Source organism: Mycobacterium sp. NGS66 (genome assembly GCF_059812225.1).
Genome location: NZ_JCALCG010000001.1, coordinates 485,519 through 511,621 on the forward strand (window position 1 = coordinate 485,519; position 26,103 = coordinate 511,621).

At 65.9% G+C, this 26,103-nt stretch carries 23 protein-coding genes and 1 pseudogene; 16 read left to right on the forward strand and 8 right to left on the reverse strand.

Annotation, left to right across the window (positions count from 1 at the left end):
- Nucleotides 1–17: 17 nt before the first annotated feature.
- Both AC5Y2L_RS02435 and AC5Y2L_RS02440 read right to left on the reverse strand, forming a co-directional pair.
- The gene (locus AC5Y2L_RS02435; RefSeq protein WP_499934524.1) at nt 18–1,577 is read right to left on the reverse strand and encodes a PPE family protein; all 1,560 of its coding nucleotides are present in this window, start codon (nt 1,575–1,577) and stop codon (nt 18–20) included.
- A gap of 136 nt (nt 1,578–1,713) precedes the next feature.
- Complete coding sequence (locus AC5Y2L_RS02440; RefSeq protein WP_499934523.1) at nt 1,714–2,619, reverse strand: oxygenase MpaB family protein; 906 nt, start codon at nt 2,617–2,619, stop codon at nt 1,714–1,716.
- 112 nt (nt 2,620–2,731) lie between these two features.
- Here AC5Y2L_RS02440 and AC5Y2L_RS02445 point away from each other — a divergent pair, with 112 nt between their 5' ends.
- Nucleotides 2,732–3,397 carry a TetR/AcrR family transcriptional regulator gene (locus tag AC5Y2L_RS02445; protein ID WP_499934652.1) on the forward strand — a complete coding sequence of 222 codons (666 nt, stop codon included), beginning with the start codon at nt 2,732–2,734 and terminating at the stop codon, nt 3,395–3,397.
- Here the strand turns inward: AC5Y2L_RS02445 and AC5Y2L_RS02450 are convergent.
- Together AC5Y2L_RS02450 and AC5Y2L_RS02455 are read right to left on the reverse strand one after the other, a co-directional pair.
- Nucleotides 3,354–3,902 carry a hypothetical protein gene (locus AC5Y2L_RS02450; protein WP_499934651.1) on the reverse strand — a complete coding sequence of 183 codons (549 nt, stop codon included), beginning with the start codon at nt 3,900–3,902 and terminating at the stop codon, nt 3,354–3,356. The two genes, AC5Y2L_RS02445 and AC5Y2L_RS02450, sit on opposite strands and share 44 nt — an antisense overlap.
- An 8-nt stretch (nt 3,903–3,910) precedes the next feature.
- The gene (locus AC5Y2L_RS02455) at nt 3,911–4,492 is read right to left on the reverse strand and encodes a VOC family protein (protein WP_499934522.1); all 582 of its coding nucleotides are present in this window, start codon (nt 4,490–4,492) and stop codon (nt 3,911–3,913) included.
- Between the two features lie 101 nt (nt 4,493–4,593).
- Between AC5Y2L_RS02455 and AC5Y2L_RS02460 the strand changes: the two genes are divergently transcribed.
- The 4 genes from AC5Y2L_RS02460 (at nt 4,594) to AC5Y2L_RS02475 (ending at nt 9,139) form a co-directional block, all read left to right on the forward strand.
- Nucleotides 4,594–5,244 (forward strand): TetR/AcrR family transcriptional regulator, encoded by a 651-nt coding sequence (locus tag AC5Y2L_RS02460; RefSeq protein WP_499934520.1) that lies wholly within the window; start codon nt 4,594–4,596, stop codon nt 5,242–5,244.
- The gene (locus AC5Y2L_RS02465) at nt 5,241–6,374 is read left to right on the forward strand and encodes an alpha/beta hydrolase family protein (protein WP_499934519.1); all 1,134 of its coding nucleotides are present in this window, start codon (nt 5,241–5,243) and stop codon (nt 6,372–6,374) included. The genes AC5Y2L_RS02460 and AC5Y2L_RS02465 overlap by 4 nt, the downstream gene beginning before the upstream one ends.
- 115 nt (nt 6,375–6,489) lie before the next feature.
- Entirely contained in the window at nt 6,490–8,673 is a 2,184-nt protein-coding gene (locus AC5Y2L_RS02470; protein WP_499934517.1) for an acyl-CoA dehydrogenase family protein, read from the forward strand.
- A gap of 130 nt (nt 8,674–8,803) precedes the next feature.
- Nucleotides 8,804–9,139 carry an ATPase gene (locus AC5Y2L_RS02475; protein WP_499934516.1) on the forward strand — a complete coding sequence of 112 codons (336 nt, stop codon included), beginning with the start codon at nt 8,804–8,806 and terminating at the stop codon, nt 9,137–9,139.
- Nucleotides 9,140–9,211: 72 nt separating this feature from the next.
- On the opposite strand, the gene fadD2 is transcribed toward AC5Y2L_RS02475, so the two are convergent.
- A complete protein-coding gene (gene fadD2 / locus AC5Y2L_RS02480; protein ID WP_499934514.1) occupies nt 9,212–10,894 on the reverse strand; it encodes a long-chain-fatty-acid--CoA ligase FadD2 in 1,683 nt (560 codons plus the stop codon).
- 67 nt (nt 10,895–10,961) lie between these two features.
- Between fadD2 and AC5Y2L_RS02485 the strand changes: the two genes are divergently transcribed.
- From AC5Y2L_RS02485 to AC5Y2L_RS02530, 10 genes are all read left to right on the forward strand, one after another.
- Nucleotides 10,962–12,224: a DNA polymerase domain-containing protein gene (locus AC5Y2L_RS02485; protein ID WP_499934513.1), complete on the forward strand. Its 1,263-nt coding sequence runs from the start codon at nt 10,962–10,964 to the stop codon at nt 12,222–12,224.
- A 32-nt stretch (nt 12,225–12,256) separates the two neighbouring features.
- Nucleotides 12,257–13,261 (forward strand): ABC transporter substrate-binding protein, encoded by a 1,005-nt coding sequence (locus AC5Y2L_RS02490; protein ID WP_499934512.1) that lies wholly within the window; start codon nt 12,257–12,259, stop codon nt 13,259–13,261.
- A gap of 89 nt (nt 13,262–13,350) precedes the next feature.
- Nucleotides 13,351–14,022, forward strand: a complete 672-nt coding sequence (locus AC5Y2L_RS02495) for a 5-oxoprolinase subunit B family protein (protein WP_499934511.1) — start codon at nt 13,351–13,353, stop codon at nt 14,020–14,022.
- Between the two features lie 21 nt (nt 14,023–14,043).
- Nucleotides 14,044–14,955 (forward strand): 5-oxoprolinase/urea amidolyase family protein, encoded by a 912-nt coding sequence (locus AC5Y2L_RS02500; protein ID WP_499934509.1) that lies wholly within the window; start codon nt 14,044–14,046, stop codon nt 14,953–14,955.
- A gap of 41 nt (nt 14,956–14,996) precedes the next feature.
- Nucleotides 14,997–15,542, forward strand: a complete 546-nt coding sequence (locus tag AC5Y2L_RS02505; protein WP_499934508.1) for a GNAT family N-acetyltransferase — start codon at nt 14,997–14,999, stop codon at nt 15,540–15,542.
- A gap of 157 nt (nt 15,543–15,699) precedes the next feature.
- On the forward strand, nt 15,700–17,091 hold the full coding sequence (locus tag AC5Y2L_RS02510) for a nitrate/nitrite transporter (protein WP_499934507.1): 1,392 nt from the start codon (nt 15,700–15,702) through the stop codon (nt 17,089–17,091).
- A gap of 274 nt (nt 17,092–17,365) precedes the next feature.
- The gene (locus AC5Y2L_RS02515) at nt 17,366–18,808 is read left to right on the forward strand and encodes a nitrate/nitrite transporter (RefSeq protein ID WP_499934505.1); all 1,443 of its coding nucleotides are present in this window, start codon (nt 17,366–17,368) and stop codon (nt 18,806–18,808) included.
- Nucleotides 18,809–18,897: 89 nt separating this feature from the next.
- On the forward strand, nt 18,898–20,043 hold the full coding sequence (locus tag AC5Y2L_RS02520; RefSeq protein ID WP_499934503.1) for a uroporphyrinogen-III synthase: 1,146 nt from the start codon (nt 18,898–18,900) through the stop codon (nt 20,041–20,043).
- Nucleotides 20,040–20,819: a sirohydrochlorin chelatase gene (locus AC5Y2L_RS02525; protein WP_499934502.1), complete on the forward strand. Its 780-nt coding sequence runs from the start codon at nt 20,040–20,042 to the stop codon at nt 20,817–20,819. The genes AC5Y2L_RS02520 and AC5Y2L_RS02525 overlap by 4 nt, the downstream gene beginning before the upstream one ends.
- Nucleotides 20,820–20,850: 31 nt before the next feature.
- Complete coding sequence (locus AC5Y2L_RS02530; RefSeq protein WP_499934501.1) at nt 20,851–21,303, forward strand: TetR/AcrR family transcriptional regulator; 453 nt, start codon at nt 20,851–20,853, stop codon at nt 21,301–21,303.
- 143 nt (nt 21,304–21,446) lie between these two features.
- On the opposite strand, the gene nirD is transcribed toward AC5Y2L_RS02530, so the two are convergent.
- Nucleotides 21,447–21,803: a nitrite reductase small subunit NirD gene (gene nirD / locus AC5Y2L_RS02535; RefSeq protein ID WP_499934499.1), complete on the reverse strand. Its 357-nt coding sequence runs from the start codon at nt 21,801–21,803 to the stop codon at nt 21,447–21,449.
- Between the two features lie 13 nt (nt 21,804–21,816).
- On the reverse strand, nt 21,817–24,366 hold the full coding sequence (gene nirB, locus AC5Y2L_RS02540; protein WP_499934498.1) for a nitrite reductase large subunit NirB: 2,550 nt from the start codon (nt 24,364–24,366) through the stop codon (nt 21,817–21,819).
- 214 nt (nt 24,367–24,580) lie between these two features.
- Here nirB and AC5Y2L_RS02545 point away from each other — a divergent pair.
- A pseudogene (locus AC5Y2L_RS02545) lies at nt 24,581–25,041 on the forward strand (Hsp20/alpha crystallin family protein).
- Nucleotides 25,042–25,262: 221 nt separating this feature from the next.
- On the opposite strand, the gene AC5Y2L_RS02550 reads toward AC5Y2L_RS02545, so the two are convergent.
- Nucleotides 25,263–26,033: an isocitrate lyase/PEP mutase family protein gene (locus AC5Y2L_RS02550; RefSeq protein ID WP_499934497.1), complete on the reverse strand. Its 771-nt coding sequence runs from the start codon at nt 26,031–26,033 to the stop codon at nt 25,263–25,265.
- Nucleotides 26,034–26,103 lie beyond the last annotated feature (70 nt).

Sequence of the window (26,103 nt, forward strand, 5' to 3'; positions counted from 1 at the left end):
TCGCGGCGGGTCAACCGTTAATCGGTTTCGTCTTGGTGCCAGGTGCCGGGCAGCATCGGTTCGCGCGGGCCGCCATCGAACTCGTCGCCGGCCAGTACGGTCAGTCCCACCGCTTGCGGGGCAGCGTCGCGACGCATCGTGCCCGCAAATCCCACCGGCCCCGCACCCTGGTCCGAAGCGAAGGCGCCGGATGGCGGGGTGCCCGAATCGGAGTCCAAGTCCATGTATTCGTCGCGATGGCCGTGTTCGCCGACCCCCGTCTTCCGGCGCCGACGGGCCCGCGCCTGTTTGCGCGCCGCCGCCTGTGCCGCCGCCGCGGCCGCCTCGGCGGCGGAATCGGAGGCCGGCTCCTCGGTCTTGGCGCGGGCCGACATGCCCGAACCGAACCCGATCCCGGGTCCGCCGCCGACGAGATAGGGCGGAAAGCCCCCGACTGCGGGGGCCGACGGCGCGGGCGCTGGGGCTGAGGCAGGGGCGGTAGCCGATGCGGGTGCCGAGGCCGACGTGGGAGCCGTGGCCGGCGCGGTGACGGGCGTGGCAGACCCGGAGGTCGGCACGACTACGGGCGGCGGCGCGGGGGCCGGCGCCGGCGGCGCGACGGGCACCGCGATCGGCTCGACGCCGGGCAGTCCGGCCAGGGTGGCCAGGCCGACTATCGCCCCCACCCCGGCGGCGCCGGCGCCAAGCATGAGGCCGATCATCTGCGGGCCGATGAACGGGGCCAGCTGAAGGATGTGAGTCGGCCAGTCGAACAACTCGAGTTGAATCAGGTACCAAATCGCCAGGATCGGATTTTCGAACAGCAATTTGACGAACTGCTCAAACTGCTGAAGCAGTTCCAGCGCCCGAGCCACCCACCACATCGGGTCGAGCGGGTTCGTGTACGAGTCGAAAGGCAGTCCGTTGAGGGTGCCTTCGGCCGGGTCCCAATTGATCCAGCCGTTGGTGATCTGGCGAAGCAAGTTCGCGATGGCGTTATCCAACTCGCTCTCGAACCCATGATCGTGGCCATCGCCGGAATCCAGCGTCTGCGCATCGGATTTCAGGATCTGCGGCGCCGGCACGGTGGTCGGCGTCGACACCACCGCCGCATCGGACACCGCTTCGTAGGTCGCCATCGTGGTGGCGGCCTGGACCCACATCCGCGCGTAGTCGGCCTCGTTCAACGCGATCGGAATCGTGTTTATCCCAAAGAAATTCGTCGCGACCAAGACGCCGTGCACGGTGTGATTGGCGGCCAGCTCGGCCAGTGTCGGCATCGCCGCCAGCGCCGCGGTGTAGGCCGCGGCCACCGTCTCATGCCGGGCGGCGGCTTCCGCGCTGTTCGCGCTGGCCTGCGTGAGCCACGCCAGGTACGGCACATGTGCGGCCACGTATTCCGTTGCGGTGGGGCCTTCCCATGCTCCACCTTGCACGGCGCCCAGCAATGCTACGAGTTCGTCTGCCGCCGAGGCGTATTCGGTGCTCAGCGACGTCCACGCCGCCGCCGCCGCCAGCAACGGGCCGGGGCCGGGGCCGGCGCTGAGCAGCGCCGAATGCACCTCGGGTGGTGCGGCCATCCATATCGGGGCCGTCATAAGGCACCACGCTGTTGGTTCATGACGTGCAACGTCACGACAAGGTACTCCTCGGGCTGGAGAGTCTTACCAGCCCGAGAGCTTAATGAATATGATTGTCGTTTTCAACTGCTAGCGGCGGGGTGCCCATTAAGGCCTAAACCAATGGCCGGCCCGTCCGGATCCGGCGATCCAAGTCCCATAGCATGAGGTTGAACGGAAACTCGCGAACAACCCGTGGCATCATGCTGTTCAGCGTGGCCAGCACGGCCATCAGCCGGTCGAAGCGCCGCTGCTTGACGGCATCCCACGGCAACCGCATCTCGTCGCGAAACCGTTGCGGCAGAAAGCCAGTCGTGATCAGCAAGGCAAAGCTCTCCGACCGCCGACGCAGCGGCCCGGGCAGGTTGACCCCGCGAACCCTGGACACGGCTATCGGATAGAGGAATTCGCGGACGGTGTCGTCGATGTGCACCTTCTCCAGCGACTCCTGCCAATAGCGGTCGAAGGCCGCCCGGTCCGGGGGCCACATCTCCGGCGGCACCTGCAGGGTGGTGCCGATGGACATGCCCTCCCGGTACAGGCGATCGGCCTCCTCGTCGTCCAACTCGCCGACGAACGTGCGGTAGATGTCGACGCCGCCCTTGAAGATGCACGCGGCCACCCACAGTTGCAGGTCGGGGTCGAATGCGTTGTAGGAGACCGGGCTTTCCGGAGTGGAATAGACCTGCGCGTGCGCGCGGTTCACGGCGCGACGAAACGCCGCCTTCTGGGTTTCGGTGCCCGAGTTGGCCACCGCGATATAGGTGAACGTGGTGCGGGCCCGTTTGATCGGATGACGGTCGATCCGGCCGCTTTCGACCCGGCTCTCCGCCACGCCGTGGCCGACGCCGGGGCGGGCCAGCTCCATGATCACATTGGCCGGGCCGGCCAGCAGCGCCACGCCCATCAAGCCGTAGTCGTCGGCAACCCGTCGGCGCTTACGCCGCTGCGGACGAGGTGGATCGGAAATCGGGCGCTCGACATGGGGAATCGGGAGGTGCATCGTCTCCTGAATGGCCATCTGGTAACTCCCACTGCACTCGTCCCGCAAATTGTGAGAACGCTTGTTTCCTGATTTTGGCGGTATCCTGCCCTGGTGTCAAGGTGGCTTGGTGAGCCCGGGTGAATCGGACGTGACTGCGAGCGCCCGGCCCTACCGCGGCGTCGAGGCCGCCGTACGACGAGCCGAACGTCGCGGCCGGCTACTGAACGCCGGGCTGGACCTGTTGGGCTCCGACCATCCGGACATTGCCGCGCTGACCGTGCGGGAAGTCTGCCGGCGGGCGGGGGTGGCATCTCGCTATTTCTATGAAAGCTTCGCCGACAAGCACGAATTCGTCAGCGGCGTCTTCGACTGGGTGGTCGCCGATCTGGCGGCTACGACCCAGGCCGCGGTCGCTGCGGTCCGGCCAGAAGAGCAAACGCGCGCGGGGATGGCCAACATCGTGCGCACCATCTCCAACGACGCGCGGGTGGGCCGGCTGCTGTTCAGCACGCAGCTCGCGGACCCGGTGATCGTGCGCAAGCGGGTGGAATCCAGCGCGCTGTTCGCCATGCTGTACGGCCAACACGCCGTCAACGTGCTGCGTGCTCCGGCGAACGACCGGTTGAAAGCGGGGGCCCACTTTGCGGTCGGCGGCGTCGGACAGACCATCAGCGCCTGGCTGGCTCACGATGTGCGCATGGAGGAAGAGCAGTTCGTCGAACTCCTGGCGTCGCTGCTCGACGAGCTCACCGAACCGGCCCTGTACCGCGTCACGGAAACAGCGGCAGCTGCCAAAGGCGCATCCCGGGCTTGAGCAGGTACAACCGCATCATTGTGATCCGGATGATGCGCAGCGCACTGCTAATCAGGAAGATCGCTATCGGGACTTCGATCAGCAGCGCGGTTACCAGTGACAACCAGATGTCGGCAGGTCCCGCCGTCATCAGGTCGAACCACGCATCACAGATCAGCAGCACCCCGGAGGTGAACGCGGCCAGCAGCAGCACCTGGCGCCGCAGGTAACCCAGGACGGCCGTGGCCAACATGAAGGCAACCAACAGTACGTCGAAGCCGACCCAGGTCAGGTCCCAGTTGTGGGCCACGTACTTCTGCGGCAGCGTCACCGACAGATAGCCGATCCAGGGAATCATCGCGATCGAGCCACCGATCAGGAGGGTTAACCGGATTCGCCGTATCCGCAGCACCATCTCCGGGTCGATCAGCTGGTTGAGCGGCTTCTCCAGCCGGCGGATCAACTCCCGCCGCTCCTCGGGCGTAAGCGCGGCGATCTGGGTGTCGGTCAAGATGCCGTCGGTGATCATGGGGGCTAGTGGCCCGCGCCCACCGGGGGACGGCGGTCGGCGGCGGTCTTGGGCACCGTCTGTGTGTCGCTTTCGGTGAATTCCTTTACCCAGCAGGCGAATTCCAGTGTGATGCCGTCGGGATCCTGGAAGTAGAACGAACGCACGTAAACCCCCGGGTGGACCGTGGCGGACACTTGCATCTCGCTCTCGTCGTGATTGAGCACCGGGCCGACGCGCACGCCCTTGTCTTTGAGCCGCTGCCGGTAGGCGTCGAATTTTTCGGCCGGTACGTGAAACGCCAGGTGGTTCATCGTGCTCACCGCGCTGGTGATGTCGCCGATGCCGGGGATGGCTGCCGGCGACGAGACGCCCGGAACCCGGTCGGGTGCGTCGGCGAACCAGAAGAACGCGACGCAGTCGCCGTTGCCCGCGTCGAAGAAGAAGTGCTGGCCCTGTCCGCCCGGCAGGTCGAGCGACTTGACCAACGGCATGCCAAGGACATTGGTGTAGAAGTCGACGGTGCGGGCCATGTCCGAACACACCAGCGCGACGTGGTTGATTCCGCCGAGTTCGAACTCGGAGTTGGTGTTGTGCGGCTTGATCATTGCGGGCTCCCCTCGTCCCAGCGGGTCGCGATCAACCGGCGCTGGCCAAGACCTGAATCTGAATCTAACATCAGATTCAGTTCCGATCCAGGGAGGTGCCGGTGTCGACCGCGTTCGACGAGGCGGGCCGTTCCCCGCAACTCCCGACTCACCGGGGCCGGCGTACCCAGGCGGCAATCGACACCGCCGCGCGAACTGTCATCGCGCGCAAGGGAATTCTCGCCGCGACCATCGCCGACATCGCCGCCGAGGCCGGCCGGTCGGCGGCATCGTTCTACAACTACTACGACTCCAAGGAGGCGATGGTGCGCCAATGGGCGCTGCGCTTCCGTGACGAGGCCAACCAGCGGGCACGTTCGGTTACCCGGCATGGCCTGACCAACCGGGAGCGTGCCCACGAGGCAGCCGCCTCGCACTGGCACACCTACCGAAACCGCCTCGCCGAGATGATCAGCGTGTCGCAGCTGGCGATGGTCAACGACGACTTCGCGCGATACTGGGCCGAGATGTGCGCCATTCCAATATCTTTCATTGCCGAGTCGGTCCGGCGCGCTCAGGCTGACGGCTACTGCCCCGATGACGACCCCCAGCTGATCGCCGAGGCGATCGTGGCGATGTTCAACCAGTTCTGCTACATCCGGCTCAGCGGGTCCGACCAAAAGGCCGGCGCACCCGACGACGCGGCCTGCATCAAGACCCTTGCCAACATCTACTACCGAGCCATCTACAGCGAGGAGGATCGCCTCAATTGACTGGTCAGGCCGGCGCTCCAGGGGTTGTGCGCGAGTTCGTCGGGCTCCCGTCGCGCACCGCCGGCCGCGCCGGCGCGGGCGGCCACCCATGCCAAGGGCTGTACTACCGCGCGGTGGGCCGCAAGCCGAAGGTGGCGATGATCGCCACGCACTACCAGATCGATTTCTCCGAGCACTACATCGCCGAGTACCTGGCCACCCGCGGGATCGGTTTTCTGGGCTGGAACACCAGGTTTCGCGGTTTCGAGAGCAGCTTCCTGCTGGATCACGCGCTGGTGGACATCGGCGTCGGGGTCCGTTGGCTGCGTGACATCCAAGGCGTCGAAACTGTTGTGCTACTGGGTAATTCGGGTGGCGGTTCACTGATGGCTGCATACCAGTCGCAGGCGGTGGAACCCAACGTGACGCCGCTGGAGGGGATGCGGCCCGCGGCCGGTGTGACCGAATTGCCGCCCGCCGACGGGTACGTCGCCACCGCGGCACATCCGGGACGTCCCGAAGTGCTGACGGCCTGGATGGACGCGGCCGTCGTCGACGAAAATGACCCTGTCGCAACCAATCCCGAGCTCGACCTGTTCGACGAAAGCAACGGACCGCCGTTTTCGCCGGATTTCATTTCCCGGTACCGCTCGGCGCAGACCGCACGCAACCACGCCATCACCGAGTGGGCCGAAACCGAGCTCAAACGGGTTCGCGCGGCAGGCTTTTCCGACCGGCCGTTCACCGTGATGCGGACCTGGGCCGACCCGCGCATGGTCGATCCCACGATCGAGCCGACCAAGCGTGCGCCCAACCAGTGCTACGCGGGCGTTCCCGCGAAGGCGAACCGCTCCGCGCACGGGATCGCCGCGGCCTGCACCCTGCGCAACTGGTTGGGCATGTGGAGTTTGCGGGTGGCGCAGACCCGGGCCGAACCGCACCTCGCGCGCATCACCTGCCCGGCGCTGGTGATCAACGCCGAGGCCGACACCGGAGTGTTTCCCTCCGACGCGCAACGCATTTACGACGCGCTGGGCAGCACCGACAAAGCGCAAGCAGCGATCGACACCGACCATTACTTCACCACCCCGGGCGCGCGCAGCGAGCAGGCCGACATCATCGCTGCGTGGATCCACCAGCGCTGGCGTTGAGGGATCCAGCACCGACGGTGAGATGTGCCGGCCAACATCGTCAACCAACCGCCCGGTTGTTAGCTTGGATGGTGCTTGTCCGAAGACGGACCCCGAAACGCAGGGAAGGCGACCAATGCCGATCGCGATAACTCCTGAGCATCAGGACCTGGCCAAATCCGTGCGATCTCTGGTGGCGCGGGTGGCGCCGTCCGAAGTGCTGCACGAGGCCATGGAGACGCCGCTCGAGAACCCTCCGCCGTACTGGCAGGCGGCGGCAGACCAGGGCTTGCCCGGCGTACATCTGGCGGAATCGGTTGGCGGACAAGGCTTTGGCATCTTGGAGCTGGCGATCGTGCTGGCCGAGTTCGGCTACGGCGCGGTGCCCGGGCCGTTCGTGCCGTCGGCGATCGCCAGCGCATTGATCTCCGCGCATGACCCGGACGCCAAGGTGCTTGCCGAGCTGGCGTCGGGGGCGACCATCGCCGCCTACGCGCGCGAGTCGTCACTGACCGCGACCCGCCATGGCCCCGAAGAAGAAGTACTGGTCATCCGCGGGGAGGCCCGCGCGGTTCCGGCTGCGGCACAGGCGTCAGTGCTGGTGCTCCCGGTCGCGATCGACAGCGGCGAGGAATGGGTGGTGCTGCGCGCCGACCAGCTGGAGATCGAGCCCGTCAAGAGCATCGACCCGCTGCGGCCCATCGCGCACGTGCGAGCCAACGCCGTCGAAATCGGCGACGACGTCGTGCTGAGCAACCTGAGCACGGCCACCGCGCACGCGCTGATGTCCACCCTGCTGTCCGCCGAGGCCATCGGAGTCGCGCGGTGGGCGACCGAGACCGCGTCGGAGTACGCGAAGATCCGTGAACAGTTCGGTCGGCCCATCGGCCAGTTCCAGGCCGTCAAGCACAAGTGCGCCGAGATGATGGCCGACACCGAGCGCGCCACCGCAGCGGTATGGGACGCCGCGCGTGCCATCGACGAGCCCAGCGAGCATGTCGAATTCGCCGCGGCGGTGGCCGCCACGCTGGCGCCGACCGCCGCCCAGCGCTGCACACAGGACTGCATCCAGGTACACGGCGGCATCGGATTCACCTGGGAGCACGACACCAACGTGTATTACCGGCGAGCGCTGGTGCTGGCCGCGGGCTTCGGCCGCGCGTCCGAACACCCGCAGAAAGTTGTCGACACGGCGACGACCACCGGGATGCGCGCCGTGGATATCGACCTGGACCCCACCACCGAAAAACTGAGGAGCGAAATCCGCTCCGAGGTAGCCGCTTTCAAGGCGATGGACCGCGAGGCACGCAAGGTCGCGATTGCCGAGGGCGGATGGGTGCTGCCGTACCTGCCCAAGCCGTGGGGGCGTGCGTCCAGCCCGGTCGAGCAGGTCATTATCGCCCAGGAATTCGCCGCGGGTCGGGTGAAGCGACCGCAGGTCGGCATCGCGGCGTGGATCATCCCGTCCATCGTCGCTTTCGGCACCGAAGAACAGAAACAACGGTTCTTGCCCCCGACGCTTCGCGGCGAAATGATCTGGTGCCAGCTGTTTTCCGAGCCAAGCGCGGGTTCGGACCTGGCCGGGCTGTCCACCAAGGCCACCCGCGTCGACGGCGGCTGGCGCATCACCGGCCAGAAGATCTGGACCACGGCCGCCCAGTTCTCGCAGTGGGGCGCGCTGTTGGCGCGGACCGATCCCGACGCTCCCAAGCACAACGGCATCACCTACTTCCTGCTGGACATGAAAAGTGAAGGCATACAGGTCAAACCGCTGCGGGAACTCACCGGCCAAGAGTTTTTCAACACGGTATACATAGACGACGTCTTCGTACCCGACGACCATGTGCTCGGCGAGGTGAACCGCGGCTGGGAGGTGAGCCGTAATACCCTTGCCGCCGAACGCGTTTCGATCGGCAGCAGCGATGCCAATTTCCTGGCCACCCTGCCCGAGTTCGTCGATTTCGTGCGCGACAACCAACTCGACCAAGTCGCGCAGCACCGCGCCGGCCAACTGATCGCCGAAGGTCATGCCGCCAAGGTGCTCAACTTACGTTCGACGCTGCTGACGCTGGCCGGGGGCGACCCGATGCCCTCGGCGGCGATTTCCAAGCTGCTGTCGATGCGCACGGGTCAGGGCTATGCGGAATTCGCGGTGGCATCGTTCGGCTCCGATGCCGCGATCGGCGACCCCGACGAGTTGGCCGGCAAGTGGGGCGAATACCTGTTGGGCAGTCGCGCCACCACGATTTACGGCGGCACCTCCGAGGTGCAGCTCAACATCATCGCCGAACGGCTGCTGGGCCTGCCCCGAGATCCGTGATCCGGTCAGTCGACGCGAAAACCCCTAGCAACGGCCGGATTTCGGGTTTTCGCGGCCGCCCGACAATCGGGCGGTGGTATACTGATGTACTGAGTTACTGATTTGTGCCGCACGAACGGAGGTGGCTACCTTGAGCATCGGCCCAGGTCCCGGCGAACCCGGCGGATCGCATCGTCCACCAACCCCACCAGCCGGGGATGCGGTGCCCACCGTGCGCCTGAGCCACCTCAGACAGTCGGCGCAACAGATCAGCCAGGCCAGCCGCAGCGGCCAGCGAACCCGTCGAACCGTCGATCTGCCGGTCGCCACCCACCGGGCCCTCGACATCTGGCAGCGAGACGCCGCCGACCGCCTGGGAGTGGCCCGGGTGACCGGACAAGAGGTCCTCGCCGCACTCGTCGACCAACTTCTGGCCGACCCCAAGCTGGCCGCGCAGATCACCCGCGCCATTCAGGCCCGCCGCTGACGCCCGCGAACAGACGCAAAATCCCCTGAATCAAGATTCAGGGGATTTTGCGTCTGCTCGCGCTAACTCGTACTAGCTCTCGACGTCCATCTCGCGCAGTTCGCGTTTGAGAATCTTGCCGGTGGGATTGCGCGGCAACTCGTCGAGGAAGATCACTTCCCGCGGCACCTTGTAACGAGCCAGGTGGTCGCGCACATAGTGCTTGATCTTGTCCTCGTCGAGATCGGCGTTCTCCTTCTTGACCACGAAGGCGCGCAGCCGGTGGCCCCACTCCTTGTCCTCCACACCGATCGCGGTGGCCTCCACCACGTCGGGATGGCCGCTGATCAGGTCCTCGACTTCGGCGGGGAACACGTTCTCACCGCCGGAGACGATCATCTCGTCGTCGCGGCCGCTGACGTACAGCAATCCGTCCTCGTCGAAGTAGCCGACATCACCCGAGGACATCAGACCGTCGATGATCTGCTTGTGGCCGCCGCCGGTGTAGCCCTCGAACGGGAAGGCGTTGCCGACGAAGATCCGGCCGACCTCACCCTGCGGCAATTCCTTGCCGTTATCGTCGAGGATCTTGACCTTGACCCCCTTGACCACCGGACCGACCGTCGCCGCGTTCTTCTCCAAGTCCTTGGGGCCGGCGATGGTGGCGAACGCTATCTCGGTCGAGCCGTACATGTTGTAGATCACCGGCCCGAAGTCCTTGAGCGCGCGGGAGGCTAGCTCGGCGCCCAACTGCGAGCCGGACACGAAGATGATCTTCAAGCTGGACAGGTCCGGCTTCTTCTCCAGCTTTTCGATCGCGTCCAGCAGCCGGGACAGCATCACCGGCACCACGACCATTGCGGTCGCCCGGTACTTTTCGATGTCTTGCAATACCAGCGGCGGCTTGAACTTGCGCCGCAGCACCAACGTCGAGCCCAGGAACATAGCCAGGGTCGCATGCAGATACCCGAGCGCGTGGAACATCGGCGCCGGCAGCGACGTCACCTCGTTGGCCTTGAACGGCACATGCGACAGGATTCCGCCGACCGGCGCCAAGGTGGGCGGGGTGCTGCGATTCGCCCCTTTGGGCGTGCCGGTGGTGCCGCTGGTCAAGATGATGATCGACGCGTGCTTGCTGGCCTTCGGGGCGGGTTCCTTACTGCTCCGCTCGATCAGGTCGGCCAGGGTCTCGTCCTCGCTGCCGGAGTCTTCGTTGCTGTCCGGGTTGGTGCCGAGCGCCCGCAACTTGCCCAGCTCCGGTTCCGCCTTGCTGACCGACTTGGTGTACTCGTCGTCGTAGATGATCAGCCTGGCGCCTTCGCGCTCCGACACCTCTTTGATCTGCGGCCCGGAGAACTCACTGTTGAGCAGGATGATGCGGGCACCGGCCCGGGCCGCACCGTAGTTGGCCACCAGAAACCAGCGGGTGTTGCGGGCCAGGATGGCCACGCCGTCGCCGGCCTTGATGCCCTTCTCGATCAGCCCGTTGGCCACCGCGTGGGCGGCGTCGTCGAGTTCTTTGAACGTGAACTCGCCTTCTTCGTCGATGCACGCCGCCCGGTCCGGGTGGCGTCTGGCATTGAGCGACGGCAGCATGCCGAACTCGCCCCACTTGGCGATATCGGCTGCCATCGCGGCGGTCTTGAGCGGCGACTCCAGCCGGAACGCACCCGCTTCGAAGATCTTGCGGACGTAGTGCAGTTCGGCTGCGCCGCGTTCGACGTACTGCTGAATCTTGGCTGGGATTGGCCCGGGCAGGTCGCTGAGGTTAGGCATGATCTCACCCTATGTGACGCAGGTCGCAGTGCGGTTGGAAAAATTGCGCATTACTACCCTGTACCCCATGACCAGGCCGGTATCACTCGAAGTGGACGGACGCCAGGTCACCATCACCCATCCGGAGAAGGTGGTCTTCGAACCGCACGACGGCGCACCCGCGTACACCAAGCTTGACCTGGTCCGTTACTACCTCGCGGTCGCCGAGGGGGCGCTGCGTGGTGTGGCCGGACGCCCGATGATCCTGAAGCGCTTCGTCAAGGGCATCGCGGTGGAGGCGGTGTTTCAGAAGCGGGCGCCGGCCAACCGCCCGGACTGGGTCGACGTCGCCGAACTGCGCTACGCGTCGGGTACCTCGGCCAAGGAGGCGGTCGTTCACGACGCGGCCGGGCTGGCCTGGGTGATCAACCTGGGTTGTGTCGACCTCAACCCGCATCCCGTGCTCGCCGGGGACCTCGATCATCCCGACGAGCTGCGGGTGGACCTCGACCCGATGCCCGGGGTGTCCTGGCAACGGATTGTCGATGTGGCCTTGGTGGCCCGCGAGGTGCTCGAGGACTACGGCCTGGTCGCCTGGCCGAAGACGTCCGGGTCGAAGGGCTTCCACGTCTATGCGCGGATTGCACCCCGCCGGACGTTCAGGCAGGTTCGGCTGGCCGCCCAGACCGTTGCCCGCGAGGTCGAGCGGCGGATACCCGATGCGGCAACCAGCCGCTGGTGGAAAGAAGAACGCGAAGGCGTATTCGTCGACTTCAACCAGAACGCCAAGGACCGCACCATCGCGTCGGCCTACTCGGTGCGGGCGACTCCGGACGCCCGGGTGTCCACGCCGCTGCATTGGGACGAGGTCGCCGACTGCCGGCCGGAGGCGTTCACCATCGCGACCGTGCCGGCCCGGTTCGCCGAGATCGGTGACCCGTGGGCGGGCATGGACGCGGAGCACGCCGTTGGGGAACTCGACCGCCTGTTGATCCTGGCCGAAGAGCTGGGCCCGCCCGAGCGTGCGCCTAAAGGCGCCAAGAACACCTCACGTAGCCGTGACGGCCGGCGGGTCTCGTCGAAGCCGCTGATCGAGATCGCCCGTACCAAGACCCGGGACGAGGCGATGGCCGCGCTCGACACCTGGCGGGCTCGTCATCCGACGGCTGCCGGCCGGCTGGAACCGGCGGACGTCCTGGTCGACGGCATGCGCGGGCCGAGTTCCATCTGGTACCGCATCCGGATCAACCTGCAGCACGTCCCGCCCGACCAGCGGCCTGCGCAGGAGGAGCTGATCGCCGATTACAGCCCCTGGGAGCGCTATCACGCCAAACCTCGGCCGCGTGACTGACCAGCCCGTGACGCACGCGATACTCTCACGCTGTGCGGCAGGGATGGAGTCGACGGGGATTCTTCCAGCTCGCCGGGGCCGCAGGGCTGCTCGCAGCGGGAGCCTCGGAGTCTCTGGCAGGGTGTTCGACACCCAAGCCGGCGCCCGGCTCGCCCGGTGGCGGATCGGTGACCATCACTCACCTGTTCGGCCAGACCGTCGTCAAGGAGCCGCCGAAGCGCGTGGTCAGCGCCGGATATACCGAACAAGACGACCTGCTCGCGGTCGGCGTGGTGCCCGTCGCCGTGACCAACTGGTGGGGTGACCAGCCGTTCGCGGTGTGGCCGTGGGCGCAGCCGAAGCTCGGCGACGCCAAGCCGACGGTATTGAACCTCGACAACGGAATCCCGGTGGACCAGATCGCCGGCCTGAAACCGGACCTCATCGTGGCCACCAACGCCGGCGTGGACGCCGACACCTACCACAGGCTGTCGGCGATCGCGCCGACCATCCCGCAGTCGGGTGAGGACGCATTCTTCGAGCCGTGGAAGGACCAGGCAACCGCGATCGGCCAGGCGGTGTTCCAGGCCGACCAGATGAAGTCGCTGATCTCTGCCGTCGACCAGAAGTTTTCCGCTGTCGCGCAGAAGAATCCGCAATGGAAGGGCAAGAAGGCGCTGCTGATGCGGGGCCGGCTCGAGCAGGGCACTGTGGTCGCGACGCCGGCGGGCTGGCGCACCGACTTCCTCACCGCGATGGGTCTGGCGATCGCCGACAGCATCAAGGAATTCGGCGCCGACCACCGCGCTGTCATTCCCCGTGATCGCATCAAAGCGGTGCTTGATTCCGCCGACGTGGTGATCTGGTCCACCGAGAGTCCGGACGACCAGAAGGCGTTGCTGGCCGATCCCGAGGTGGCCGGCGCACAGGCGACCGCGCAGAACCGCCACATCTTCACGTCGAAGGAACTGGCCGGCGCGATCGCTTTCGCGTCTCCGCTGAGTTACCCGATGGTCGCCGATCAGTTGCCCCCGCTGATCGGCAAAATCCTGACGTAATTGAGCGTTTGCTAAGGCACCTCTGGCAGTGCTCGAAAATCCCGGGTAGAAGCTCGCCGAGCCCCCGAATGCGGCGCTACCGTCGTTTTATGAGCGTGACGGATCTCTCAGCAGACCTCTCGATGGGTCCGGCGAAAAGCCTTGCCATCGCCGATTACGGCGACCAAGCGCTGCTGCTGCAATTCGACAGCACCGCCGAGGTACTGGCATGGACTGCCGCGCTGCGGGAGGCGGCCCTGCCGGGTGTGCTCGACATCGTCCCCGCGTCGCGCACTGTCCTGGTGAAGCTGGACGGCCCCCGCTACCAGGCCGGTACTCGTCACCGGCTGCGCAAACTGCAGGTCCTTCCCGAGGCCACACCGACCGCTTCAGGGGATCGGCGCGCCGACGTGGTGATCGACGTCGTCTATGACGGACCCGACCTCGCCGAGGTTGCCAGCCGCACCGGGCTGAGCACTGCCCAGGTCATCCATGCCCACACCACCACCCTGTGGCGGGTCGGATTCTGCGGTTTCGCACCGGGTTTCGCCTACCTGGTCGACGGCGACCCGCGGTTGCGGGTGCCGCGCCGGTCCGAGCCGCGAACTGCGGTACCGGCCGGGGCGGTCGCCCTGGCCGACGAGTTCAGCGCGGTGTATCCCCGGCAGTCGCCCGGTGGGTGGCAGCTCATCGGCCACACCGAGGCGGTGCTGTGGGACCTCGGCCGGCCCAACCCGGCGTTGCTGACGCCCGGCATGTGGGTCCAGTTCCGGGCGGCCTGAGGGACTTTGAGGGAGGGACTCGTGGCAACTCTGGAGATTCTGCGAACCGGACCGTTGGCGGTCGTTCAGGATCTGGGCCGCACCGGCCTGGCCCACATCGGCGTCGGCCGCTCGGGAGCCGCTGACCGGCGTTCGCACACGCTCGCCAACCGCCTGGTGGCCAACCCCGATGATCGCGCCACTGTCGAGGTGACGTTCGGCGGATTCTGCGCCCGGGTCCACGGCGGCGACGTCGACATCGCCGTGACCGGCGCCGACACCGACCCGACGGTAGACGGAATCACGTTCGGCACCAACAGCATTCAGCATGTCAAAGACGGCCAGGTGATCTCCCTGGGCACCCCCCGAGCCGGGTTGCGGAGCTATCTGGCGGTGCGCGGCGGCATCAGCGTCAAACCGGTGCTGGGTTCGCGCAGCTACGACGTCATGTCGGAGATCGGCCCATCGCCGCTCAAGGCCGGAGACGTCGTGCCGGTCGGTGAGCACACCGACGACTACCCCGAGCTCGAACAGGCCCCGGTCGCGGCGATCACCAGGCAAATGGTGGAACTGCTGGTGGTGCCCGGGCCGCACGACGACTGGCTGGTAGATCCCGACGCGCTGGTGCACACCATCTGGATGGCGTCTGATCGCAGCGACCGGGTCGGCATGCGGTTGGTGGGCCGTCCCATGCAATACCGCAATCCGGACCGTCAAATTCCGAGCGAGGGCGTAACCCGCGGCGCAATCCAGGTGCCGCCCAACGGCTTACCGGTGATTCTGGGTCCGGATCACCCGGTGACGGGCGGCTACCCGGTGATCGGCGTGGTGATCGACGAGGACATCGACAAACTTGCGCAGGTGCGGCCAGGCCAATATGTGCGGCTGCACTGGTCGCGGCCCCGGTCGCCGCAGCGGTCCCGTGTGAGCGCAGCTGCTGCAGGTTGGCCATAGCCTTGGCCATACATCGGTAGGGCGAAGCCGGAGGCGCGCAGGTGCCCCGCCAGGTACACACCGCCCGCCTGGTCCACACCGCGGATCTCGACATCGAGGCGCGCCGGCGGGTCCGTCAGATGGTCACCGATGCGTTCGGCGGCGACTTCGCCGAAACCGATTGGGAACACACGCTGGGCGGGATGCACGCGCTGATCTGCCGGCACGGCGCGATCATCGCGCACGCCGCGGTGGTCCAGCGGCGGTTGTATTACCGCGGTACCGCTCTGCGCTGCGGGTACGTCGAAGGCGTTGCGGTACGCGAGGATTGGCGTGGCCGTGGTCTGGTGAGCTCGCTGCTGGACGGGGTCGAGCAGGTGATCCGCGGCGCCTACCAACTCGGGGCGCTCAGTTCCTCAGACCGTGCCCGAGGGCTCTATCCGCCGCGCGGTTGGATGCCCTGGCGCGGCCCCACCTCGGTGCTGGCCCCCACCGGCCCGACGCGTACGCCCGACGACGACGGATCAGTATTCGTCCTGCCGGTCGGAATCAGCCTGGATACCTCGGCGGAGCTGATGTGCGATTGGCGCGCAGGGGATGTCTGGTAGCCGTGTGGTGAGGGTCACACGAAACGACTGACGCTCACATCGTCGGCTTGCCGGGGGTGAGCGGAATTTCACGCCCGGGTCACTGTGGGCGGCGTCCGGGGCAACAAAGGATTCCTAGCGTGATCGCCAAGAGTGATGACGTGAGGAGCTTTGGAGTATGCGTAAAGGGCGTTCGCATGTGTTGCTGGACTGGGACCCGGAAGATACTGCGGCCTGGGAAGCCGGCAACAAGAACGTCGCGCGGCGCAACCTGATCTGGTCGGTGGCCGCCGAACACGTCGGCTTCTCGATCTGGTCCATCTGGTCGGTGATGGTGCTGTTCATGCCGACCTCCGTGTACGGCTTTTCGGCGGGAGACAAGTTCCTGCTGGGCGCCGTCGCGACGTTGGTCGGAGGCTGCCTGCGATTCCCGTACACGTTCGCCACCGCGAAGTTCGGCGGGCGCAATTGGACCGTCTTCTCCGCGCTGGTGCTGTTCATCCCCACGATCGGCACCCTGTTGCTGCTGGCCAACCCTGGCCTGCCGTTGTGGCCGTATCTGGTGTGTGCCGCACTGGCCGGCCTCGGTGGCGGCAATTTCGCCTCGTCGATGACGAACATCAACGCCTTCTATCCGCAACGGCTCAAGGGTGCGGCGTTGGCGCTCAACGCCGGCGGCGGCAACCTGGGCGTGCCCGTGGTCCAGCTGGTCGGCCTGCTGGTGATCGCGACGGCCGGCAACCGGCAGCCCTACTGGGTGTGTGCCGTTTACCTGGTGCTGTTGGCAATCGCCGGAATCGGCGCGGCACTGTACATGGACAACTTGCCGCAGTACCGCATCGAGATGAGCACCATGCGGGCAGTGCTTTCCGAGCCGCACGCCTGGGTGGTAGCGCTGCTCTATATCGGCACGTTCGGCTCGTTCATCGGGTTCTCGTTCGCCTTCGGCCAGGTGCTGCAGCTCAACTTCATCGCCAGTGGCCAAAGTACTGCGCAGGCTTCGCTGCATGCCGCCCAGATCGCCTTCCTGGGGCCGCTATTGGGTTCGGTGTCGCGCGTCTACGGCGGCAAGCTCTCAGATCGCATCGGTGGTGGCCGCGTCACCCTCGCCGTCTTCTGCGCGATGCTGCTTGCCGCCGGAATAGTAATCAGCGCAAGCACTTTCGGTGCGCACACGACCGGACCGGTACCGGCTGCCACAATGGTCGGCTACGTCGTCGGCTTCGTCGCGCTGTTCATCCTGTCAGGAGTCGGCAACGGCTCGGTGTACAAGATGATTCCGTCGATCTTCGAGGCACGAAGCCACTCAATGCAACTCACCGAATCCGAGCGCCGGGAATGGTCGCGGTCCATGTCTGGGGCACTGATCGGCCTCGCCGGGGCCATCGGCGCGCTGGGCGGTGTCGGCGTCAATCTCGCGCTGCGGCAGTCATATATGCAAAGCGGCACCGCAACGGCGGCATTCTGGTCCTTCGCATTGTTCTACGTGGGAGCCGCGTTTACGACGTGGGCGGTGTACGTGCGTCGCCCAATGACCGCGCCCGTTGCCGAAGCCGCTTCGCTGGCGTAGGGCGCGCTGGTGTGTCGCCAAATGTATTGCAGCTCACACTCGTTGATGTTGGCTGGTCTGCCAGTAAGTTACCAGCCAACTCGGAATCAACTTTCAGGCGATATCGGGCCATACCGAGTTGACGGCCGGCGATCACGGATGTGAGCATCGACCCTGCCAGCGGCGCATACTCCTTCAGTTAGGTCCGTTCGAGTTTCAGGTGCGGCGCTTCCAAGGCCAAAGTCGGCCAGGCAGATTCAGCAGCGGAACGGCTCGATGAGAGAGGGTCCGGACTATGGGGGTGCACGCCACCGTGCGCGACGTCGGCCGCAACCACCACATCAGTGACTGGAACCCCGAAGACACCGTGGCATGGAAGGCCGGTAACAAGCGCATCGCACGCCGCAATCTGATCTGCACCGTAGCGGGCGACCATGTGGCGTTTTCGATCTGGAGCCTCTGGTCGGTGATGGCGTTGTTCATGCCGGCCTCCGTCTACGGCTTGTCCGCCGGCGACAAGCTCTTGCTGGGCGCCGTCGCCACGCTGGTAGGCGGCTGTGTGCGCATCCCCTACACCTGGGGCATCGCCGCGTTCGGCGGCCGCAACTGGACGACGTTCTCGGCGTTGGTTTTGCTGATCCCGACCGTCGGCACCATCGTGCTGTTGGCAAATCCGGGCCTGCCCCGGTGGCCGTATGTGGTGTGTGCGGCGCTGACCGGCTTGGGCGGAGGCAACTATGCGGCATCGCTGGCCAACGTCAACGCTTTCTATCCGCAGCGGCTGAAGGGGGCCGCACTGGCCATCAACGCCGGTGGCGGCAACCTAGGCGTTGCGGTCATCCAATTGGTGGGTCTGCTGGTGCTGGCCATCGCGGGACATGAAGCACCCTACTGGGTTTGCGCGATCTACCTGGTATTGCTGGCAGTCGTCGGTATCGCGGCGGCGGTGTTCATGGACAACCTGGACCACGGCATCGCGGTAAACCACATGCGGTCGATCCTCGTCGACCGGCACACCTACGCGATTTCCTTGCTTTACATCTGCACGTTCGGTTCGTGGATCGGTTTCGCGTTCGCCTTCGGTCAGGTGATGCAGGTCAACTTCATGGCCAGTGGGGAAAGCGTCAAGCACGCGTCGCTGCACGCCGCGCAGATCGCGTTCGTCGGGCCGCTGCTGGGCTCGCTGGCCCGCATCTACGGCGGCAAGCTGGCCGATCGACGCGGCGGTAGCCACGTCACCTTGGGCGTGCTCGGTGGGATGATCCCGGCCGCCGCGCTGCTGGTCGTCATCAGCACCTTCGCCCAGCACCGGAGCTTTTCCCACGACGGCGGGGTAACGAGCTCCATGATCATGATCGGCTACGTCGCCGGTTTCATGGCCCTGTTCGTGCTGTCCGGAATGGGCAACGGGTCGGTGTTCAAACTGATCCCGTCGGTCTTCGAGGCCCGCAGCCACGCTCTGCATGCCGGGGAAGTGGAGCGCCGCCGTTGGTCACGGGCCATGTCGGGATCGCTGATCGGTTTCTGCGCGGCAGTCGGTGCGCTCGGCGGCGTCGGAATCGACTTGGCGCTGCGCGAATCCTACCTGCGCAGCGGAACCGGGACCGCGGCCTACTGGGTGTTCTTGATTGTTTATGTCGGTGCTGCGCTGCTGACTTGGGCGATGTACGTGCGTCGACCGGTCCCAGCCGCGGGGCTGGCGGAGACGAAGCGCGAATTGGGTCTGGCGCATGTCTGAGCTCACGTGTGATTCACGCCCCACTACGGGCAATGCGTCAGCAATTGCGCGGTAACGCAACGGAAATCAACCAGGAATACACAGTTCATATGGGCCAGTCAGACTCTGCGCCACTAACTGGTTACCGGATTGCGGTGACGTCGGCCCGGCGTGCCGAGGAGTTGTGCGCGTTGCTGCACCGACAGGGCGCCGAGGTCTGCGCTGCCCCCGCGATCAACATGATCGCGCTGCCCGACGATGACGAGCTGCACAGCAACACCGAGCAGTTGATTGCCGACCCGCCCGACATCTTGGTGGCGCACACCGGCATCGGTTTCCGCGGCTGGGTCGCCGCCGCCGAGGGTTGGGGGCTGGCCAGCCAGCTTCTGGAGTCGCTGTCGTCGGTTCGGATCGTTTCGCGTGGGCCGAAGGCCACCGGGGCGTTGCGTGCCGCCGGCCTACACGAGGAGTGGTCTCCGGAATCGGAGTCTTCCCAGGAGGTACTGGAATACCTGCTGAAATCCGATCTGTCCGGTGCGCGTATCGCCGTCCAGCTGCACGGTGCTGCCGACGCGTGGGATCCGTTCCCGGAGTTTCTCGGCGGATTGCGTTACGCGGGTGCCGAAGTGGTGCCGATCCGGGTCTACCGTTGGAAGCCAACGCCTTTGGGCGGAGATTTCGACCAGCTGGTCACCGGGATAGCACGACGCCAATTCGATGCGGTCACCTTCACCTCGGCACCGGCCGCCGCGGCCGTGCTGGAACGCAGCCGGGAGCTGGACATCCAGGATCAGGTACTGGAGGCCCTGCGCACCGATGTGCACGCGATGTGCGTCGGCCCGGTGACCTCGCGGCCGCTGATCCGCAAAGGCATCCCGACGTCATCGCCCGAACGAATGCGGTTGGGAGCCTTGGCCCGCCATATCGCCGAGGAGCTGCCGATACTGGGCTCTTGCACGGTGAAGGTCGCCGGCCATGCGGTCGATGTCCGCGGGACCAGCGTGCTGGTGGACGGATCGGTCAAAACCCTGTCGCCATCGGGGATGGCGATATTGCGTGCGCTGGCCAAGCGTCCCGGTGACGTCGTGACCCGCAGCGATCTGCTACGTGTGCTGCCGGGCAATGGCAATGACACCCATGCGGTGGACACGGCCGTGTTGCGGCTCCGAACGGCATTGGGCGACAAGAACATTGTCGCGACGGTGGTCAAGCGTGGCTATCGGCTCGCCGTCGACTCGCCAACGGGTACGCGATGAATCTGATCTTGGTGGCGCACGGCACCCGCAGGCCGGGCGGGGTGGCGATGATCGGGGACCTGGCCGCGCAGGTCGGCGCGCTGGTCGACGAAACGGTTCGGGTGGCGTTCGTCGACGTACTGGGACCCACTCCCAGCGAGCTGCTTTCGCGGTATGCGACTCTATCGGCGCGGCCCGCGATCGTGGTGCCGGCGTTTCTGTCGCGTGGCTATCACGTCCGCGCCGACCTTCCCGCTCACGTCGCGGCCAGCGGACACCCGAACGTCACCGTCACCCCCGCATTGGGGCCGAGCCGGCAGATCGCCCGGATTCTCGCCGAACAACTGGCGCAAACCGGTTGCGGTCCCGAAGATTCGGTGATTTTGGCGGCCGCGGGCACATCCGATCGCCGGGCCCGTGCGGACCTGCGGACGGCCGCCGCGCTGTTGGCCACGCTCACCGGCACGCGGGTTGACTTGGCGTTTGCGGCAACCGGTGGCCCCGATGTGCGTACCGCAGTTGCGGACGCGCGGCGACGTGGCGCGAGCCGCGTTGCGGTTGCCTCCTATCTACTTGCTGACGGACTGTTTCAACAACGGTTGCATGCCTCGGGCGCCGACGTGGTGACACCGCCGCTGGGCACCCATCCCGGCCTGGCCCGGTTGATCGCGGCGCGGTTCCAAGGTTTTCCAGACGGCGTGCTGTGTCGATCCGGCAACCGCCACCGTCGGCATGCACCGAAATGCGTCGAGCACCAAGCTTCGTCGGTCAGCCACGCCGACATCGGCCAAACTTGATCTTTGGCCCCGTAGCGGCAATCCTGGCAACATGGCGCGTCGCGAAGAGCCATCGCGTGGGCTCCTCGACCCGGTGGCGAAGATGCTGCGGTTACCGTTCGGCACACCGGAGTTCATCGACCGGATCGTCACCGGCGGAGTCAATCAGGTGGGCCGCACGACGTTGTACATGCTGATCACCACCTGGGACGCCGCCGGTGGCGGCCCGTTCGCCGCCAGCGCGATCGCGTCGACGGGGCTGGCGAAGACCGCGGAGATCGTCCAGTCGATGTTCATCGGACCGGTCTTCAACCCGCTGCTCAAGATTTTGGGGGCCGACAAAATCGCGATCCGGGCTTCGTTGTGCGCCTCTCAGCTTGTCGGTTTGGGCATCATGCGGTATGGGGTGCGGTCGGAGCCATTGCACTCGATGACGGTGGAACAGCTCGTCGACGCCATCGGGCCTACCATGCAGCGCTACCTGGTGGGCGACATTCACCTCTGACTATTTCTGATGGTGGCGACCCGCCGCGCCCGGCTTCGCCGCGCTTGCGATCGCCACGTTTCGATGGTGCGGAGCGCCGAGCCTGTAATTTTGCAGGCTTCTTCTCGAACTTTCGCTGCAAATTTACAGTTTCGGTGAAGCCGCTAGGCGGCGAGCCGGGCGATCTGGATTTGGCCGGCCGGCGTGACGCGCGCCGGATACACCGGCACCGACACCCTGGGGTCGTCCAGGCAACTGCCGTCGTCGAGCGCGAAAGCCTGCTTCAAGATGGGTGATTGAACCGTGGCGCGACCCGCCCGGTCGCCGACGATCCCGCGGGACAGCACGGCCGCGCCGGAGAACGGGTCGACATTGCCGAGCGCGTGAACGGTCCCGTCGTCCAGCCGGAACAATGCCGCCTGGCTCCCATCGTCGAGCAGCACACCGACACCACGGCCTGGAATCAGGTGGTCGTAGTCGCAGGCGGTGGTCCACACCTGAATATCGTTGAGAAGCGTCATGTTTCCTCCCTATTTAAGATCTGACCCGCGGAATGCCAATGGGTACAGGCACTTTGCGTCCCGCACGTTCAGTGAACGTCACCGTGGAGTCGACGGCGTCCGGAGCGTTGACGAAGGAGACGAACCGCGACAGCTTGTCCGGATCCTCTAGGACGCCCTTCCATTCACACTTGTAGTTCTGCACATGGCGTTGGATCGCCGCCTCGAATTCGGCGGCCAGCCCCAACGAGTCTTCGCACACCACCTCACGCACGTGATCCAGGCCGAGCGATTCGACCCAGGGCGCCGTGCGTTGTAGCCGGTCGGCCGTCCGGATGTAGTACATGAGGAACCGATCGACGTAGCGGATCAGTGTCTGCGTGTCCAGGTCGCTGGCCAAGAGCTGGGCGTGCTCGGGCGTCATGCCGCCGTTGCCACCGACGTAGAGGTTCCAGCCCTTCTCGGTGGCGATGACGCCCACGTCCTTGCCGCGGGCCTCGGCGCATTCCCGCGCGCAACCCGAAACGCCCAGCTTGATCTTGTGCGGCGCCCGCAATCCGCGGTAGCGCAGTTCCAGATCGATGGCCAGCTGCACCGAATCCTGTTGACCGTAGCGGCACCAGTCGCTGCCCACGCAACTCTTCACGGTGCGCAACGCCTTGCCGTACGCGTGGCCGGATTCCATCCCGGCGTCGACGAGCCGCTTCCAGATGGCCGGCAGCTGATCCACCCGGGCGCCGAACATGTCGATGCGCTGGCCTCCGGTGATTTTGGTGTACAGGCCGAAGTCCTGTGCGATCTGGCCGATCACGATCAGGTGCTCGGGCTTGATGTCACCGCCGGGAACCCGTGGGACCACCGAGTAGCTGCCGTTCTTTTGTATGTTCGCCAGAAAGTGGTCGTTGGAATCCTGCAGTGACGCTTGCTCTCCGTCGAGGATGTGGTCCGAGCCGGTGGAGGCCAAGATCGAGGCGACGACGGGTTTGCAGATATCGCAACCCTTTCCGCGACCGAAGCGCTCCAGCAAGCCGGAGAACGTCCGGATCTCGGTGGCCGAAATAATCTGGAACAGCTCTGCCCGCGACTGGCTGAAGTGCTCGCACAGCGCCTTGGACTGTTCCACGCCTTCGGCTTCCAGCAGCTGCTTGAGCAACGGGACGCACGAGCCGCATGACGTACCGGCCGCAGTGCAAGCTTTTAGCGCCGCAACATCGCCGCAGCCGTCGGCGATCGCGCACTTCAAATCGCCCTTGCTGACGTTGTTGCAGGAGCAGATCTGCGCCGAATCCGGCAGTGCCCCAATGCCCAGGGCCGAGACGCCGCCACTCGACCCGGCCGGTGCGATCAACGCCAGCGGATCCCCGGGCAACTCGCCGCCGACCATGGGGCGCAACACCCCGTACGACGACGCATCACCCACCAGCACACCGCCGAGTAGAGTCTTGGCGTCGTCGGACAGCACCAGCTTGGCGTAGGTGCGGTTGACCGCATCGTTGATGACCACTTCGAGGCAGTTCTCGGTTGTCCCCATCGCGTCGCCGAAACTCGCGACGTCGACGCCGAGCAGTTTGAGCTTCGTCGAAAGGTCCGCCTCGGGAAACTCCGCGGCGCCGTCCAGTAGCCGGTCGGCCACCACTTCAGCGCTGGTGTAACCGGGTCCGACCAGGCCGTAGCAACGGCCCTCGATCGCTGCCACCTCGCCCACCGCGTAAATGTCGGGATCGCTTGTCCGGCAGGCTAAATCGGTCAGCACACCGCCCCGCTCGCCGATCGCCAAGCCCGCCGCCCGGGCCAACTCGTCGCGAGGCCGGATACCGGCCGCAAATACCACCACGCCCGCGTCGATGACCGCACCGTCGGTGAGCCGTACTCGCACCGAGGCAGATCCGTCCGAATGCTCAACGGAGTCAATGGATTCGGTCCCCGTTCCGACGTGTACCGCGATCCCGAGGTCGGTGACCATCCTGGCCAGCAGTGCGCCACCGGCCTCGTCGATCTGCTGCGCCATCAACCGCGGCATCATCTCGACGACGTGCGTGTGTAATCCGAACTGGCGCAAGGCATTCGCGGCTTCCAGCCCCAGCAGACCGCCACCGATCACCACTCCTGCTTTTGCTTGACCCGACGCGACTGCTTCCTGGGCGCCGGCCCGGATGGCGTCGAGGTCGTCAAGGGTGCGGTAGACGTGGCATGCGGGCAGGTCGTGTCCGGGCACCGGCGGAACGAATGCGTATGACCCGGTGGCCAGCACCAAGGTGTCGTAGCTGTGCCGCCCGCCGTCGGCGGTGATCACCGACTTTGTGCTGCGGTCGATTTCGGCGACGCGGGTGCTCAGTAGCAGTCGCACCATCTCGTCGCCGGCATAGTCGTTACCGGGCAAGGCCAGCAGGCTTCGATCCCAGCTCTCGGTGTAGGAGGTCAGACCGACGCGGTCGTATGCGGCGTCGGCCTCCTCGGCCATAACGGTGACCCGCCAGGACCCGTTTGTGTCGCGGGCGCGCAGCGCCTCCACCAACCGATGGCCCACCATGCCGTGCCCGACCACGATGACGTGGCGGGTGGAGGAGCTTGCGGCTTGGGCCATGGAAAGCAGGGTAGGGGTCCGAAATTAAGGCAAAGTCGCTCAATGTGACGCCCATATGACGGCGTCCTCACACCTCACAGCGACCTATGTGACGGTGTTCTGCGGGGGCGAACGGCCAGGTGGAACTTAAGTGTGATCGACTCAAGTTTGTCTGTATAGCCGGCTGGCAAGCGCCGGCCACAGCAAATTCACAAGCAAGCGTAAGGAGATGTTCATGAGCAACCTCGCATTGTGGTCTCGTCCGGCCTGGGACACCGACCGGTGGCTACGCGACTTTTCGGTCCAGCCGCAGTGGCGGACTGGTTCAAGCCGGTGAGCAGCGGCTTTAGTCCGGCGTTCACCCCTGCCGCCGAGATCGTCAAGGACGGCGACGACGCGCTGGTCCGCCTGGAATTGCCTGGTGTCGACGTAGACAAGGATGTCAGCGTGGCAGTTGACCACGGCCGTCTGGTAATCCACGGCGAACACCGCGACGAGCACGCCGGGGAAGATCACGGCCGGGTTCTGCGTGAGATTCGTTACGGATCGTTCCGCCGGTCCTTCCAACTGCCCGCGCACGTCACCAGTGAAGCCGTCTCGGCCTCCTACGACGCCGGCGTGTTGACGGTCCGGGTGGCCGGTGCCTACCAGAACCCAGCCGGGAAGCAGCCGCAACGCATCGCCATCACGAAGTAGTCGCTGCGCGGCAATCGGCTGAAATCCGGCGGGGCACCGCGGCCTCGCCGGATTTGCCGTGCAACGCGGGTGATCGGTTGTGAAGGCTCGGCTTTGGGTGTGCAGCGTGGGCTTTGGTGGTGCAGCCTTGGCGGAGAAAACGCCAGATCAGCGCCCTGGATTCACTTTCAAAGCCGAGCTTTCACACCGAACGCCGCAGCTTCACACCGAACGCCGCAGCTTCACCTCCAACGGGTCAGCAGTTCCTTGGCCCGGGCGGCCAGCGCGTACTGCAGGAAAGGTCCGAAGCTGATCCGGCCCACGCCCAACGGCCCGAACGTGGCCGGGTCGTCCTGGTCGGGCACCGCGATCGCGTTGACCGGCAGCGGCAGCTCGGCGGTCAAGCGCCGCAACGTATCCGGGTCATGGCGGCCCACGGGATAGAGCACATCGGCACCGGCCGCGGCGGCCTCGGACAGTCGCGCCACCGCACGCTCGACACGGTCCGAATCCGCACCGTCCTTGCGCAGAAACAGATCTGTGCGGGCGTTGATCACCATATGCACCCCGGCCGCATCGGCCGCCGAGCGCAGCCCACCAACCAGGTCGGCGTGCTCACCAGAGGACCGTAGTCGTCCGCCTTCGGAGTGCACGGTGTCTTCGATGTTCAGCCCGACGGCACCCACACTCAGCAGCCCGTCGATCAGGCGGGGCGCAGGCAGCCCGTAGCCCGATTCGATGTCCACCGACACCGGAACGTCGACCGCGGCGGTGATCTGCGCGACCCGGGTGATCAGATCCTCGAAAGACATGCCTTCGCCGTCCGGTTTGCCCACCGAATCCGCCACCGGGTGACTGCCCACCGTCAGCGCGGGGAATCCGGCGTCCACGGCCAGGCGCGCGGACCAGGCGTCCCACACCGTGGGCAGCACCACCGGCTCACCCGGCCGGTGCAGTGCCAGCAGCGCTGAAGCACGGTCGGCCGGTGTGCGTTGACCCGCGACGACTCCCATGGGAGTGGATAGTATCGAGAGAGTACTGTGATCCGTACCACGGCCGACGCTGTACCGACGACCGTCTGTT

Bases quoted from the DNA above. Each gene is read 5' to 3' on its own strand.
- AC5Y2L_RS02435 (WP_499934524.1), bottom strand. From the start codon at position 1,577: ATGACGGCCCCGATATGGATGGCCGCACCACCCGAGGTGCATTCGGCG.
- AC5Y2L_RS02440 (WP_499934523.1), bottom strand. From the start codon at position 2,619: ATGGCCATTCAGGAGACGATGCACCTCCCGATTCCCCATGTCGAGCGC.
- AC5Y2L_RS02455 (WP_499934522.1), bottom strand. From the start codon at position 4,492: ATGATCAAGCCGCACAACACCAACTCCGAGTTCGAACTCGGCGGAATC.
- AC5Y2L_RS02470 (WP_499934517.1), top strand. From the start codon at position 6,490: ATGCCGATCGCGATAACTCCTGAGCATCAGGACCTGGCCAAATCCGTG.
- fadD2 (WP_499934514.1), bottom strand. From the start codon at position 10,894: ATGCCTAACCTCAGCGACCTGCCCGGGCCAATCCCAGCCAAGATTCAG.
- AC5Y2L_RS02485 (WP_499934513.1), top strand. From the start codon at position 10,962: ATGACCAGGCCGGTATCACTCGAAGTGGACGGACGCCAGGTCACCATC.
- AC5Y2L_RS02495 (WP_499934511.1), top strand. From the start codon at position 13,351: ATGAGCGTGACGGATCTCTCAGCAGACCTCTCGATGGGTCCGGCGAAA.
- AC5Y2L_RS02510 (WP_499934507.1), top strand. From the start codon at position 15,700: ATGCGTAAAGGGCGTTCGCATGTGTTGCTGGACTGGGACCCGGAAGAT.
- AC5Y2L_RS02515 (WP_499934505.1), top strand. From the start codon at position 17,366: ATGGGGGTGCACGCCACCGTGCGCGACGTCGGCCGCAACCACCACATC.
- AC5Y2L_RS02520 (WP_499934503.1), top strand. From the start codon at position 18,898: ATGGGCCAGTCAGACTCTGCGCCACTAACTGGTTACCGGATTGCGGTG.
- AC5Y2L_RS02525 (WP_499934502.1), top strand. From the start codon at position 20,040: ATGAATCTGATCTTGGTGGCGCACGGCACCCGCAGGCCGGGCGGGGTG.
- AC5Y2L_RS02530 (WP_499934501.1), top strand. From the start codon at position 20,851: ATGGCGCGTCGCGAAGAGCCATCGCGTGGGCTCCTCGACCCGGTGGCG.
- nirD (WP_499934499.1), bottom strand. From the start codon at position 21,803: ATGACGCTTCTCAACGATATTCAGGTGTGGACCACCGCCTGCGACTAC.
- nirB (WP_499934498.1), bottom strand. From the start codon at position 24,366: ATGGCCCAAGCCGCAAGCTCCTCCACCCGCCACGTCATCGTGGTCGGG.
- AC5Y2L_RS02550 (WP_499934497.1), bottom strand. From the start codon at position 26,033: ATGGGAGTCGTCGCGGGTCAACGCACACCGGCCGACCGTGCTTCAGCG.